General features: G+C 65.3%; 8 protein-coding genes. 6 read left to right on the top strand and 2 right to left on the bottom strand.

Features of this window, described 5'->3' with window-relative positions:
• The 6 genes from A2J02_RS24020 to A2J02_RS23995 all read left to right on the top strand — a co-directional run.
• Positions 1-961, top strand: a 961-nt coding sequence (locus A2J02_RS24020) for a cytochrome P450 (protein ID WP_068054631.1), incomplete at its 5' end; no start/stop codon positions are given.
• Positions 962-2,152 (top strand): NAD(P)/FAD-dependent oxidoreductase, encoded by a 1,191-nt coding sequence (locus A2J02_RS24015; RefSeq protein ID WP_068054625.1) that lies wholly within the window; start codon positions 962-964, stop codon positions 2,150-2,152.
• Positions 2,153-2,245: 93 nt separating this feature from the next.
• Entirely contained in the window at positions 2,246-4,015 is a 1,770-nt protein-coding gene (locus A2J02_RS24010; RefSeq protein WP_068054622.1) for a glycosyl transferase, read from the top strand.
• A 10-nt stretch (positions 4,016-4,025) separates the two neighbouring features.
• Complete coding sequence (locus A2J02_RS24005; RefSeq protein ID WP_231911502.1) at positions 4,026-7,196, top strand: arabinosyltransferase domain-containing protein; 3,171 nt, start codon at positions 4,026-4,028, stop codon at positions 7,194-7,196.
• 76 nt (positions 7,197-7,272) lie between these two features.
• Positions 7,273-10,590, top strand: coding sequence for an arabinosyltransferase domain-containing protein (locus tag A2J02_RS24000; protein WP_068054616.1), 3,318 nt, complete (start codon positions 7,273-7,275; stop codon positions 10,588-10,590).
• Between the two features lie 325 nt (positions 10,591-10,915).
• On the top strand, positions 10,916-11,887 hold the full coding sequence (locus tag A2J02_RS23995) for a hypothetical protein (RefSeq protein WP_068054628.1): 972 nt from the start codon (positions 10,916-10,918) through the stop codon (positions 11,885-11,887).
• Between the two features lie 159 nt (positions 11,888-12,046).
• Here A2J02_RS23995 and A2J02_RS23990 read toward each other — a convergent pair whose 3' ends face one another.
• A complete protein-coding gene (locus A2J02_RS23990; RefSeq protein WP_068054613.1) occupies positions 12,047-13,591 on the bottom strand; it encodes an acyl-CoA carboxylase subunit beta in 1,545 nt (514 codons plus the stop codon).
• A 3-nt stretch (positions 13,592-13,594) separates the two neighbouring features.
• Positions 13,595-15,235, bottom strand: a 1,641-nt coding sequence (locus A2J02_RS23985; protein WP_231911501.1) for a non-ribosomal peptide synthetase, incomplete at its 5' end; no start/stop codon positions are given.

The following is a 15,235-nucleotide window of genomic DNA, read 5'->3' as shown; positions in this document are numbered from 1 at the left end:
CGACGCTCAGCGCGCCGCGGTCCAAGGGGTGGTGGCCCCGAAGAATCTCCGCGAGATGGAGGACCTGATCCGGTCCAGGGTGCAGGAAGTTCTCGACGACCTTCCCGTGAACCAGCCGTTCGACTGGGTTCGCACGGTGTCCGTCGAACTCACGGCACGGATGCTGGCGACGTTGCTCGATTTCCCCTACGAGCAGCGACACAAGCTCGTCGAGTGGTCGGACCTGGCGACGGCAATGGAACAGACCAACGGTGGTCCTTCTGACAACGACGAGGTGTTCGGCGCCATGGTCGACGCAGCCAAGGGCCTGAGCGCTCTCTGGCACGACAAGGCCGCTCGAAAAGCAGCAGGGGAAGAGCCCGGCTTCGACCTGATCTCGCTGCTGCAGGCCAACGACGACACGAAGGATCTCATCGACCGGCCGCTGGAGTTCCTGGGGAATCTCACCCTGCTCATCGTCGGCGGCAACGACACCACGCGTAACTCGATGAGCGGTGGAGTGTTGGCGCTCAACGAGTTTCCCGATCAGTTCGAGAAGCTGAAGGCGAATCCCGATCTCGTGCCCGGCATGGTGTCCGAGATCATCCGCTGGCAGACGCCGCTGGCCTACATGCGCAGGATCGCGAAGGAAGACACGATCCTGAACGGCCAGTTCATCCGCAAGGGCGACAAGGTGGTCATGTGGTACGCCTCCGGCAACCGTGACGAGCGCGTGTTCGATCGGCCGGACGACTTCATCATCGACCGCAAGAACGCACGTAACCACATCGCGTTCGGGTTCGGCGTGCACCGGTGCATGGGCAACAGGCTCGCGGAGATGCAACTGCGAATCCTCTGGGAGGAGTTGCTGACCCGGTTCGAGAACATCGAAGTGGTCGGGAAGCCCGAGTACGTTCAGTCCAACTTCGTGAGAGGTATATCCAAGATGATGGTCACCCTCACCCCGAAGCAGCAGGCCTAGGTGAGCGCCGAGCGCGCGGTGATCATCGGTGCCAGCCACGCCGGCGCTCAACTCGCCGCACATTTGCGACGCGAAAAGTGGGCCGGGGAGATAGTTCTCATCGGTGACGAGGGGACGTTGCCCTACCAACGTCCCCCGTTGTCGAAGGCCTATCTGGCCGGCACCTCGACGCTCGAGGCCATGGCGATCCGCGGGGCGGATTTCTACGACAAGCAGAACATCGAGCTGGTCGACGGTTCGGTGAGCAGCATCGATCGTGAGGCTCGCACGGTCACGTTCGATTCCGGAGTCACGCAGTCGTACAGCAAGCTCGCCCTGTGCACCGGCGCGCGAACTCGCCGATTGGCAACTCCCGGAGCAGATTTGGCGGGCATCCACTACCTGCGGACCGCCGCCGACTCCGCATCGCTACGCTCGGCCGCGACGCCGGGAACACGGGTAGTCGTCGTCGGTGGCGGTTACATCGGTTTGGAAACGGCAGCGTCCCTCCGGGCATCGGGTCTCGACGTCACCGTCGTCGAGGCCGCGGAGCGTGTTCTGGAACGCGTGACAGCACCGGTGGTCTCGACGTTCTTCACCCGAATACACCGCGAGGCGGGCGTGGAGATCCGGACGGGTGCGCTCGTGGAGGAGTTCCGCGGAGACAGCCGTGTGCGGGAGGTCGTGCTGGCCGGCGGAGACACGCTGCCAGCCGATCTAGTGGTCATCGGGGTGGGCATCGTCCCCAACACCGAACTCGCCGAAGCGGCCGGGATCACCGTCGACAACGGAATCGTCATCGACGATCGGACCCGCACCGACGATCCCGATATCGTCGCTGCCGGCGATTGCGCCGCCTACCACGTTGCCCGCTACTCGCGGCGCGTCCGCCTCGAAGGAGTCTGCGCTGCAAACGAACACGCGAAGGTGGCGGCATCGACTTTGACCGGAGGGTCCGCCGCCATCACCGCGCTGCCGTGGTTCTGGTCCGACCAGTACGACCTCAAGCTTCAGATCGCCGGACTGGGCACCGGATACGACGAGGTCGTCGTCAACGGCGATCCGGAGCACGATCGCGACTTCACCTGCTACTACCTCCGCGACGGCCAACTCATCGCCGCGGACTGCATCAACCGTCCGCGCGATTTCATGACCAGCAAGAAGAAAATCGCCGAGCACTCCACAGTCGAACTCGCGGAATTGATCGGATGAGAACTTCACGCCCCTGCACCACCACCTCGCTCACCGTGTGACGCCGGTCGTTCGAGTTTCCGCCCATCGTGATCTTTCTGTAACCTCGACGCGATGACCACCCATGACCAGAGTGTTCTCGAGCGGCAGCCGACAACGGCACCGGCTCGACACTCCGGCGTCGGGCGCGGTGACGTCGTTGCGGCGGTCGGATTTCTGGTCGCCGCCTTCTACGTCCTGCAAGGCCAGTGGCGCAATCTGGGCGGCGGCTACCTCTACAACAGCGGCCAGGATCAGACGATGTGGGAGTGGTTCTTCTCCGTCGCCGCCAATTCGGTCGCGCATCTGGACAATCCACTGTGGAGCGACCTGCAGAATTACCCGCTCGGGGTGAATCTGATGGCGAACACGGCGATGTTCGGAGTCTCGATCCCCCTGGCCCCGATCACGTTGCTCTTTGGACCGACGGTCACCTGGGCGATCGCTCTCACCGTCGGCCTGGCGGGGACCGCGTTCGCGTGGTTCTGGCTGTTTTCCCGTCAGCTCAATGCGTCCAAGGGCGCCGCGGCAATGGGCGGCGCGCTGTGCGGCTTTGCGCCCGGCGCGATCTCACACGCCAACGGGCACCCCAACTTCGTGGTGCTGTTCCTGCTTCCGGTGATCGCCATGCTGGTCACCCGCATCGCACACGGCGGCGGGACCACCAAGAACACCGTCGGACTCGGGTTGATCGTCGCGCTGCAGATCCTGCTCGGCGAAGAGCCGCTGCTCATCTTCGCGATGTCGTTCGCCATCTTCGCCGTCGTCTACTACGTGTCCAGGCCCCGTTCGCTGTGGCCTGCCGTCCGCAATGCCGTGCCCAGACTCGCGGTCTCGGCCGGCATCGCGTTGACGCTCGTGGCGTTTCCGCTGTGGTGGCAGTTCTTCGGCCCGCAGTCGTACTCGTTCCTCGAACACGGTGCCATGGGCAACGACGCCAAAGCACTGTTCCAATTCCCGACGCAATCGCTCGGCGGCGAGGCGACTCCGGGGCAGAACGTTCGCATCAACGCCACCGAGGAGAACGCGTACTTCGGCTGGCCGCTGCTGGTGCTGTCCCTGGTGGCAGCGGTGTGGATGTGGCGCGTCGCCTGCGCCCGTGCTGCTGCCGCGACCGCGATCGTCATGAGTGTGCTCTCGCTCGGAGCGACATTGGTGATCGGCAAGGACGACACCGGCATAACGCTGCCGTGGACGAAGCTGGCCGAGTACCCACTCGTCGAATCCGTGCTCGAAACCCGCTTCGCGTTGGGCGCGGTGCCTGCACTGGCCCTGCTGGTCGTCCTGGCCACCGATCGCACGTTCCGCAACGGACTTCGCCCGTTGCCTGCGTTCTGGATCGCCGGACTCACGCTCGCACTCGTACCTCTGATCCCGACGCCGCTGGTGACCGTCGACAAGTCCCCGACGCCGGAGTTCTTCGCCGACGGCGAGTGGGAGAACTTCGTCGACGACGGTTCCGTCGTCACCGTGCCCCTTCCGCGGCCCGAGGACGCGCGCCCGCTGCGCTGGCAGATGGACGCCGACATGGGCTTCAAGCTGGCCGCCGGATACTTCGTCGGACCGAGCGACAAGGAAGAGAAGGTCGCCAAGTACGGGGCCGTGGACCGTCCGACGGCGCTGCTGCTCGGCTCGGTGTACGACTCGGGCACCGTCCCCGAGATCACCGCCGATCAGCGCAGCGACGCCGCCGAGGACATGGCGTTCTGGGAGGCCGACGTCGTCGTCCTGCCGCCGGGCAAGAACACTCTCGCTCTGCGGACCACCGTCACCGACCTCGTCGGCGTGGAGCCTCGGTACACCGGAGGCGTATGGGTGTGGGACGTGCGGACGCTCGTCCCTTAGCATCGTCGGCGTGCCCGAGACCGCTCCGAACTTCGCGACCGCCCGGCTGATAGCGATCGTCACTGGCATCATCGGTGCGGTTCTGGCCATCGCGACACCCCTGCTGCCGGTTCAGCAGGACGTTGCGACGCTGTCGTGGCCGCAGAGTTCGTTCGGCAGCGTCAACGCTCCGCTGGTGAGCTACTCGCCCGTCGACCTCGAGGCAACCGTTCCGTGCAGCGCCGCCACTGCTCTCACCGACGGCGGCACGCTGATCTCCACCGCACCCATCGAAGCTGCGAAGACCGAGCAGAAGGCACTGATCGTGCGGGTCGACGATGACCGCCTGCAGGTGCTGCTGCGTGATCGCGTTCTCGCCGAGGCTCCCGTGTCCGAGCTGTCCGCCGACTGTTCGCTGAGCATTTCGTCCAGCGCCACCAGTACGATCGTCGACCTCGACGGCGACACGAGCACGATGGACGGCGACGTCCGCCCGCAGGTCGTCGGCGTCTACACCGACCTCACCGCACCGGTCGACGGCCTGACCGTGCGCTCCGACATCGACTCGCGCTATTCCTCGAGCCCCACCACGTTCAAGTTGTTGGCCATGATCGTCGGCGCACTCGCTGTGATCGCCTCCCTGTTCGCGCTGCATCGCCTCGACAGCATGGACGGTCGACGCCACCGCCGATTCCTCCCCTCGCGCTGGAAGTCCATCACCGGCGTCGACGCCGTCGTGGTGGGCGTGCTGGTGCTGTGGCATTTCATCGGCGCGAACACCTCCGACGACGGTTACCTGCTCAACATGGCCCGCGTCTCCGAGAACGCCGGCTACATGGCCAACTACTTCCGCTGGTTCGGCGTCCCCGAAGCGCCGTTCGGCATGCCGTACTACGACATGCTCGCCGCCCTCGCCAAGGTCAGCACCGCCAGCATCTGGATGCGCCTGCCCGCCACCATCGCGGCGCTGCTGTGCTGGCTCGTCATCAGCCGCGAGGTCATCCCCCGCCTCGGTCGCGCAGTTCTCACCAACCGGGTCGCGCTGTGGACCGCCGGATTCGTGTTCCTCGCTTTCTGGCTGCCCTACGACAACGGCCTGCGCCCAGAACCGATCATCGCCCTCGGCGCACTGCTCACGTGGTGCTCGATCGAACGCGCCATCGCCACCGGACGACTCCTGCCCGCCGCCATCGGCACCCTGATCGCCGCGTTCTCCCTCGCCGCCGGACCCACCGGACTGATCGCCGTCGCCGCCCTGCTCGCCGGCCTGCGGCCGCTGGTGATGATCGTGGTCAAGCGAGCTCGCCAGGTGGGACTGCTCGCCGTTCTCGCGCCGCTGGTCGCGTCGGGACTGGCGGTGTTGATTGCGATCTTCGCCGACCAGACTCTTGCCACGGTCCTCGAAGCGACCCGAGTGCGCTCGGCCATCGGACCGAACGTGCCGTGGTTCGAAGAACGCGTCCGCTGGGACGCGCTGATGACCATTTCTCCCGACGGCTCGCTCGCCCGACGGTTCGGCATGTTCGCGATGCTGCTGTGCATCGTCGTGTGCATCGCGGTGATGCTCCGCAAGAACGGACGCATCCCCGGGACAGCCACCGGACCGTCGCGTCGGATCCTCGGAATCATTCTGGGCGCACTGGCTTTGATGATGTTCACGCCCACCAAGTGGACCCACCACTTCGGTGTGTACGCCGGTCTCGCGGCGTCGTTGGCCGCGCTGGCTGCCGTTGCCGTCACCGCTGCAACCGTCCGATCTCCGCGCAACAGAACACTGTTCACCGCCGCTGTCCTGTTCCTGACGGCGGTGGCGTTCACCAGCTCGAACGGGTGGTGGTACGTCTCGAGCTACGGCATTCCGTGGTTCGACAAGCCGCCGTCCATTGCCGGCAAGGGCTTTTCGACGATCCTGCTGGGCCTGACGGTACTGACGCTGCTCTATGCGGCCTATCAGCACGTCCGATTGCCTTATCGCAGAGAAGAACCGACCACGCGTCGACGCTTCGCGCCGTCCGCGCTGACCATCGTCGCCGGCGGGGTCGTGGCCTTCGAGGTGCTCTCGTTCGTCAAAGGCGCTGTGGCGCAATACCCGGCGTACTCCATCGCCCGCTCGAACTTCTCTGCCCTCGCCGGAAACTCGTGCGGACTCGCCGGTGACGTACAGGTGGAGACCGACGTCAACGGCTCGGTCCTGCAACCGATCGATCCCGCAGCCGACGCACTCGGTGCCGGTGGGAGTACCGGATTCACCCCCGACGGCGTCGCCCAGGACCTGACGGCCGATTCCGAGGACACCGCGCAGGGCAGCGCGAACTCCATCCGCCCCGAGGACTCCGAACAGAGCGCGGCGGCCACTTCGTCGAACTCCGCGGGCACCTCCGGCGGAACCCCCGAGAACGTCGGAATCAACGGCAGCACAGTCGCACTGCCGTTCGGCCTCGATCCGAGCACCACACCGGTACTCGGCAGCTTCGGAGCCACCGAGCCCGCATCCCTGACCTCCGGTTGGTACGCCTTGCCGGAGGAAGGCGACCTGATCGCCATCGCCGCCGCCGGCCGCATCCGATCGGTGGACGAGGACGGCATCGTCACGGAAGGCCAACGCGTCGAACTGGAATACGGACGCCGCGACGGCGGTGACGTGATCGCGCTGGGACGCATCACCCCGCTCGACATCGGTCCGTCGCCGTCGTGGCGCAACCTGCGCGTGCCGATGAACGACCTTCCCGCCGACGCGGACGTCGTGCGCATCGTCGCCGAGGACAACGACCTGGCCGGCGATCAATGGCTCGCCGTCACCCCGCCGCGCGTCCCGAAGACGCAGACGCTGAACTCACTGGTCGGATCGACCGATCCGGTGATGCTGGACTGGGCCGTCGGACTCGCGTTTCCGTGCCAGCGTCCGTTCGATCATCGCGACGGCGTCGCCGAGGTACCGAAGTACCGCATCCTGCCCGACCGCACCGGTGCCGAATCCACCAATGCCTGGCAGGACTCGATCGGCGGCGGCCCGCTCGGCTGGACCGAACTGCTCCTCGGTGCGGAGACACTGCCGTCGTACCTCGCCGACGACTACGCCCGAGACTGGGGATCCATCGAGAGATACACGCCACTCGATCCTGACGCGACAACGGCCGAGATCGCCGTCGAGCAGCAGTCTCGGTCCGGATTGGCCAGCGACGGACCGATGAAAACAGACTGATTCCCTGGTTCTGCATTTATTCCCGGGGACGGTGCCTGTGTGACCTCTTCGTCACGCTCGCATAACATCGACTCTCGTGCCCGACGTCGTGACAGATTCATCAGCTGGTCCACCCGTCCCCGCTCCACTGCGAGCCTCGGACGAACTTCGTGCTCAGGTGCGAGTTCCCCGGCTGATCGCCATGGTGGCCGGCGTGCTCGGTGTTCTGTTCGCGCTGATCACTCCGTTCGCACCCGTCACTCAGACAACGGCCACCATCGAATGGCCGCAGAACGGCCTCCTGCAGGACGTGGACGCCCCGCTGGTGTCCCAGGCACCCCTGAGCCTCACCGCGACCCTCCCGTGCTCTGCCGTCGCAGCACTCCCCGCGTCGGGCGGGCTACTGCTGGCGACTGCGCCCCCTCAGGGCGAAGGCGCGGCACTGAACAGTCTGTTCGTACGCGTGGGCGAATCGAACGTGGACGTTCTCGACCGCAACGTAGTCGTCGCGACGGCACCGCGCGCCGACGTCGAGAGCACCCGCTGCGCGGCCATCGAGATCACCTCGAACGACGAGTACACCTCCGCGGCCTTCACCGGACTGACCGACGACGACGGCCAGCCTCTGCAAGGCAGACTCGACGGCGATCTACGCCCCCAGGTCGTCGGCATCTTCAGCGATCTCAGCGGCGCGGCCCCGGCCGACATGTCCGTCACCGTCGACGTCGACTCCCGCTTCTCGTCGTCGCCGACGTTGCTCAAGTCTCTGATCATGATCCTCGCGATCGCCTGCACATTGTTGGCCATCGGCGCACTCGGACGGCTCGACGGCACCGACGGTCGCGCGCACCGCCGCTTCTTCCCCTCCCACTGGTGGAGGTTCACCGGCGTCGATGTCACCGTCCTCGGCGTTCTGGTCGGCTGGCATTTCGTCGGCGCGAACACCTCGGACGACGGCTATCTCCTCACGATGGCCCGCGCCGCCGACCACTCCGGCTACATGGCCAACTACTTCCGCTGGTTCGGCGTCCCCGAAGCCCCATTCGGCTGGTACTACGACGTACTCGCCGTCTTCGCGAAGATCTCTACCGCCAGCCCGTGGATGCGACTGCCCGCCCTCATCGCCGGCGTCCTGTGCTGGATGGTGATCAGCCGTGAGGTCGTTCCGCGCCTCGGCCGCGCCGTGCGCAAATCCAACGTCGCCCTGTGGACCGGCGGACTGGTGTTCCTCGCTTTCTGGCTGCCGTACAACAACGGACTGCGCCCCGAACCGATCGTTGCCCTCGGCGCACTGCTCACCTGGTGCTCGGTGGAACGATCCATCGCCACCGGCAGGTTGTTGCCCGCCGCCGCAGCCTGTTTGATCGGAGCCTTCACCCTCGCCGCTGCGCCGACCGGATTGATGTGTGTGGCAGCACTTCTCGCCGGGGCCCGGCCCATCGCACGCATCGTCGTCCGACGCCACCGCCAGGTCGGCACCCTCGCGATGCTGGCCCCGCTGGCGGCAGCAGGCGTACTGGTACTCGTCGTCGTCTTCGCCGACCAGACGTACGCGACGGTCATCGAGTCCACCCGAGTCCGCACCATCATCGGCCCCAACGAGGCCTGGTACCAGGACTTCCTGCGGTACTACTACCTCTTCGTCCAAACCGTCGACGGCTCGGTCGCACGCCGCTTCGCGTTCCTGACGATGATCCTGTGCCTGTTCACCACACTGTTCGTGCTGCTTCGTCGACGACGCATCCCCGGCATTGCGAACGGGCCGGCGTGGCGTCTGCTCGGCGTCGTCCTCGGCACCATCTTCTTCATGATGTTCAACCCCACCAAGTGGACTCACCACTTCGGTTCCTACGCCGGAATCGCCGGTGGACTGGCGGCACTGACGGCCGTCGCCGTCTCGGCCAGTGCCCTGCGCTCGCGTCGCAACCGATCGCTGTTCGCCGCCGGACTGATGTTCGTTCTGGCACTGTCGTTCTCGGGCATCAACGGCTACTGGTACGTCTCGAGCTACGGCGTGCCGTGGTTCGACAAGACGGTCTCGCTGGGCGGCAACGAGTCGGGCACCCTGTTCCTCATCCTGTTCGGACTGGTCCTCGCCATTGCAGCTTTCCAGTACTTGCGTGAGGGATACGCTCCGCCGCAACCGAAACCGACGTCTGCGCGCGGTCAACGCATCCGTAAGTTCGCCGCCGCGCCGCTGACCGTCATCGCCGGAATCATGGTGCTGTTCGAGGTGCTCTCGCTCGTCAAGGGAGCCGTCTCTCAGTACCCCGCCTACTCGCTGGCCCGGTCGAACGTGCAATCGGTGCTGGGTAATTCGTGCGGACTCGCAAACGACGTCCTCGTCGAGTCGAACCCCAACGCAGGTGTACTGAGCCCACTGCCGGAAGAGTTCGACCCTGTCGCAGGCCCCCTCGGCGGATCGAGCAGCACACTGCGCAACTTCACCGCCAACGGTGTTCCCAGCGACCTCAGCGCCGACGCCGTGGAAGTCAAACCAGGACAAGGCAATACCGATCAGCAGTCCGTCGGGCCAGCATTCGAGGAAGGCCAGAGTTCCGGAACCGCAGGCGGCACCGGCGAAGTGGGCGTCAACGGCTCCTCCGCCGCCCTGCCCTTCGGCCTCGACCCAGCCACCACCCCCGTCCTCGGCTCCTACCAGGAAGGCGTCCAGGAGCCCGCGGAGGCGACGTCGAGCTGGTACCAACTACCCGCTCGCAGCGACGACGCACCGCTGGTCGTCTTCTCCGCAGCCGGACGCATCTGGTCCTACGACGACACCGGAGCCCTCACCTACGGACAGTCGCTACTGCTCGAATACGGCAAGCGTCAGCCCGACGGTAGCGTCCAGGCCCAGGGCACCTACCTGCCACGCGACATCGGACCCGCACCCTCGTGGCGTAATCTCCGAATCCCGTTGGCGGACATCGCACCCGACGCCGACGCCGTCCGCATCGTCGCCAACGACCCCAACCTCACCGGCGACCAATGGCTCGCATTCACTCCGCCGCGGGTGCCCGTGATGGAAAACCTCAACACCATGATCGGCAGCGAACAACCCGTGCTGCTGGACTGGGCCGTCGGACTGCAATTCCCGTGCCAACGCCCCTTCCACCACCGAAACGGCGTCGCCGAGGTGCCCGGATACCGCATCCTCCCCGACCGCCCACTCGCCGTCAGCTCCACCGACACCTGGCAATCCGGCGAGAACGGCGGCCCACTGGGCTGGTCCGAACTACTCGCCAAGCCCGTCACCGTCCCCACCTACCTCGAAAACGACTGGGCCAGGGACTGGGGTTCATTGGAACGCTACGAGCAGTACTACCCGAGCGCAGTGCCCGCTGAACTCGACACCGCCGACGTCACCCGATCCGGTTGGTACCAAGACGGACAACTGCGCGTATTCGAGGACTGACCTCCCACCCGCCGCTCCGCGTCAATGGACCCTTGCACACGGCTCGACCGTGCAAGGGTCCATCCACGTTTCGGCCCGTAGTGGGTCAATGGACCGTTGCATACGTCTGAGCGCGTAGGTGGTCCATTCACCCTCCGGTGGGGGGCAAGGACCGCGGGCTTCATAGGACTCCATCTGCCGGCCCTAACATCCGAGCCCGACAATGTTTGGCAACTCGCGACTGGTGAAGGCCAATCCATCCACAGACTGGTCGACCATCCACAGAGAGGCTGCGACAGCACCTGAACGCGACAAACGTGTCGGTGCCGGATTTCACTCTTCGGGCATGAAAAGACGATTGTGGAACGCAGGTTCATTGTTCGACCTCAGCTCGACCGGCGTCGTGACGCGTCGGCAGCTTCGCGAGGCGGGCGTGAGTGACGCAGCGATCGACAGCAGATGCGCGGCCGGCGGTCCGTGGCAGCGATTGCTGCCGGGTGTCGTACTGCTGCGCAACGGTCATCCGTCGACGCTCGAACGCTCAGCGGCGGCGCTCGCATACGGCGGACCGACGAGCATGATCACCGGCTGCGTCGGACTCGATTCGTTCGGATACGGGACCAACGGATCCGCCGGGGAGGTTCATCTGCTGCTACCCGCAGAGATGCGTCGGGCATCGGTGTCTTTCGTCCGAGCAGAGCGGACGTGGCGGATTCCCGAGCCGATCACCAAGGGCAGCATACGAGTTGCTCCTCTGGTGCGTTCATTGGTCGACGCCACACGGGCCGCGAAGTCCGAGGCACGGTGCGTCGCCTTGCTGACCGAGGTGCTCCAACGAGGCGGCGTGTCCATCGACGAGATCGCCACCGAATTGGCCGAAGGGCCGCGCCGCTACAGCGCGCTCACCCGCCGCGTACTTCTGGAGTTACGGGACAACGCGCACTCGGTGGCAGAACTCGAGGACCAACGCCTGTACCGAACCAGCGGGCTGCCAGCGATGACGCACAACTGCGACATCTACGCTCGAAGCGGAGAGTTCATCGCCAACACGGACGGCTGGATCGACGCCGTGGCGCTGGCACGTGAAATCGATTCCGTGACCCACCATCTGTCACCAGCCGACTACCAGCGCACACAAGCCCGACGCAATCGAATGCAGGCGCACGGCCTGATCGTCGTGTCCCATTCACCGCAAGACATCCGCGATCGGCCGACACAGGTGCTCGAAGACTTACGGAGGAACTTCCAGCACGCTCTCGCCAGACCACGACCGGATGTGGTGATGGTGCCGCGTGAATCTACCGGTGCCCGCGCGTGAATGAACCATCGCATGCGTCTCGGCAGTGCAATGGTCCATCGACGCCGAGTCCACCCCACGTGGATGAACCATTGCATACGTCTGGGCAGTGCAGTGGTCCATTGACGCGAACGGGAGCGAAGCGACCCCCGCGAGGGCTGGGGCACCACTTCAGTCCGCCTAGGTCGGAAGCAACGAGTGTTTCCGTGGACTCTTGTGCACTTCCTTGTCTTTCAGGATGTGCAGGGCCTTACGAATTTCGAGGCGCGTTTGCGAGGGCTCGATGACCGCGTCGATGTAGCCACGCTCGGCGGCGATCCAGGGCGTTGCCACGTGTTCGTTGTAGAAGTTGATGAGCTGCTTGCGCAGGGCCGGTGCATTTTCTCCGGCCTCGGCGAGTTGTTTGCGACTCATGATGTTGATGGCACCTTCGGCACCCATGACGGCGATGCGGGCAGTCGGCCAGGCGAGGTTGATGTCGGATCCGAGCTGCTTGGAGCCCATCACCGCGTATCCACCGCCGTACGACTTACGGATCACCACAGTCAGTTTCGGCACCGTCGCTTCGACGAACGAGAAGATGAAGCGGCCACCACGATGGATGACGCCGAGGGTCTCCTGGTCGACGCCGGGCAGGAAGCCGGGTGTGTCGACGAGGAAGATGATCGGAATGTTGTAGGCATCGCTGAGCCGGATGAAGCGGGCGCACTTGTCCGCTGCCTTGGCGTCGAGTGCTCCGGACAGGTGCATCGGCTGATTGGCCACGATTCCCACCGGCCGGCCGTCGACGCGGGCGAAACCTGTGATGACATTCGGTGCCGTCTGGCCCGAGAGTTCGTGAAATTCACCGTCGTCGAAGATGCGCAGGATGATGTCGTGCATGTCGTAACCGGCGTTGTCGGCGTCGGGCATGAACGAGTCGAGCTTGCGATCGGATTCGGTGATCTCCGGCTCGAGCCCCGGGTTGATCACCGGCGACTCTTCCTGGCAGCTCGACGGCATGTAGCTCAGGTAGTTCCGGATCCACTCGAACGCAGCCTTCTCGTCCGCTGCCACGTGGTGCACGTTGCCGTTGACAGCCTGGACGCGCGCACCACCCAGTTCGTCGAGGCTGACGTCCTCACCGGTAACGGACTTGATGACCTCCGGGCCGGTGACGAACATGTACGCCTCTTCGGTGGCGACCACGATGTCGGTGTTGATCGGCGCGTACACGGCACCGCCGGCACACTTGCCGAGGATCAGGGAGATCTGCGGGCACAGACCGGACAACGCCTCGTGGCGTCGACCCAGCTCGGCGTACCAGGCCAGGGACGTCACCGCGTCCTGCACACGAGCTCCACCGGAGTCGTTGATGCCGACGACCGGGCAGCCCATCTTGATCGCGAAGTCCATGATGCCGGCGACCTTACGACCGAACATCTCGCCGACGGTTCCGCCGAACACGGTCTGATCGTGCGAGAACACGGCGATCGGGCGGCCGTCGACGGTTCCGTGGCCGGTGACGACGCCGTCACTGTAGAGCGCGCCGGGATCGTTCGGGGCCTTCACCAGTGCGCCGATCTCGACGAAGCTGCCGGGATCGAGCAACGAATTGACGCGATCGCGAGCACTGGGGATGCCCTTCTTCGCGCGCTTCGCTACGCCGATGTCGCCGGCCGGCTCCTTGGCCTGTTCGAGCTTCGTCCGTAGTTCGGCCAGCTTCTCCGCAGTGGTGCCACTCAAGATCTACGCTCCGGTTCTTGCAGACTCGATGTTCTCGAGCGTCTTCGACAAATGGGCCGCAATTTTTCCAATGTACGGCTCGTCGACGACGGCGAGGTGATCGCCTCCGACGTACACGATCTCGAGGTCCTCGACCACCGGTCCCCAGCCACCGTGCTCTTCGCGGGTGGCGTACGCGGGCTCGAGGGCGATCGCGTCGTCGTGGTACTTGTCGGCCATGTACAGCGTCACGTGCCCGCCGTACTTCTTCAGCTCGGCCGTCTGGATCGCCCGATTGTCGAGCCACGACGTGCGCTGGTGCTCGATGATGCCGCCGGGGATCTTCGCGCCGCTGAGCTTCACCAGATCGGTGATGATGCGGATCTGCCCCTCGTCGTCCGAGTCCACCAACTTGTCGTACGGAATCGGGTAATCGACGTTGTACGTCTTCTTCGCGAATGCCGCGTACCGCTCCCAGCGCTTACGCACCTCGTCCTTGGTGTCCGGGATCTGCGTGCCGGGCATGACGGTGTCGAGCAGCCCGACGTAGGCGACCTCGATGCCCTCTTCCTCCATCTGCCGCGCCACCTCGTAGGCGAGGATGCCGCCGAGCGACCAGCCGACGAACACGTACGGTCCTTCGGGCTGGATCGCCTTGATCAGCGGCACGTACTCCGCGGCTCGCACGGAGATGGGTCCTTCGACGCGCTCGAGTCCGTACATCGGAGTGCCCGCGGGCAGCTTCCTCAGCAAGGGCTCGTAGGCGACGGTGGAGCTACCGGCCGAGTGGAACGCGAACACCGGTGTGGCGGTAGAACCTTCGGGGCGGGCACGCAGGTTGCGTACGACGCCGTCGATCTCACCGTCCTCGAGGTGCGGGCGAACCTTGTCTGCGAGCTGCTCGATGGTCTCCGAGTCCAGGACGTCGTCGAAGGTGATCTCGCCGCCTGCCCGCTCGGTCAGACGGGCAGCCAACTTCTCGGCGGTCTCGTCGTCGAGGATGGGCAGGGTGTTGAAGATGCCCTTGGCCGATTCCTTCGTCACCACAGCCCATGTCGCGAACGTCATCCGCTCGGCATTGTCGCGCGGAGGCACGTCGGACCCGGCAGCCTCGGCGAACGCTTCCTTGCCGCCGAGGTCGGTCTGCGCCGGAGCAACAACCGCCGGAGCAGCAACAGCAGGCGCAGGCTGGTACTCGGAGCTCGGTACCGCAGCGTCGGGCGCCGCAACAGCGGTGTCCAACGCTTCCTCGCGAGCTGCCGCACCGCTCTCGGCAGCCTGTTCGGCTGCCTTCTCCGCCGCCTGCTTGTCGGCCAGTGCCTGCACCTCGTCGCGGTTCTCGATCGCGTAGCGCAGGTACTTCTCCACCTCACGCAGGTTCGCGTCGCGCACGGCCTGCAATTGCACTGTGGGAATGTCGAATTCGTACTCCACCCGGTTCTTGATCCGCACAGCGCTGAGTGAATCGAGGCCGAGCTCGATCAGCGGAACCTCGGGCGGCAGATCCTCGGGCGCGTAGCCCATGGACTCCGCGACGATGATGGCCAAGCGGTCTTCGAGCTTCTGATTGCCGTTGGGATCCCAACGGTCACCGAAGGTCTCGACGACCTCCGGCAACTCCTCCATGGGGGACGACGATCGCTCCTCCACCGCCACAACGGGTTC

Origin of the sequence: Rhodococcus sp. EPR-147, from assembly GCF_001647185.1 — a bacterium.
Lineage (GTDB): Bacteria > Actinomycetota > Actinomycetes > Mycobacteriales > Mycobacteriaceae > Rhodococcoides.
The sequence above is the reverse complement of the archived record's forward strand: the minus strand, read 5'-3'. Positions and strand labels throughout refer to the sequence as shown.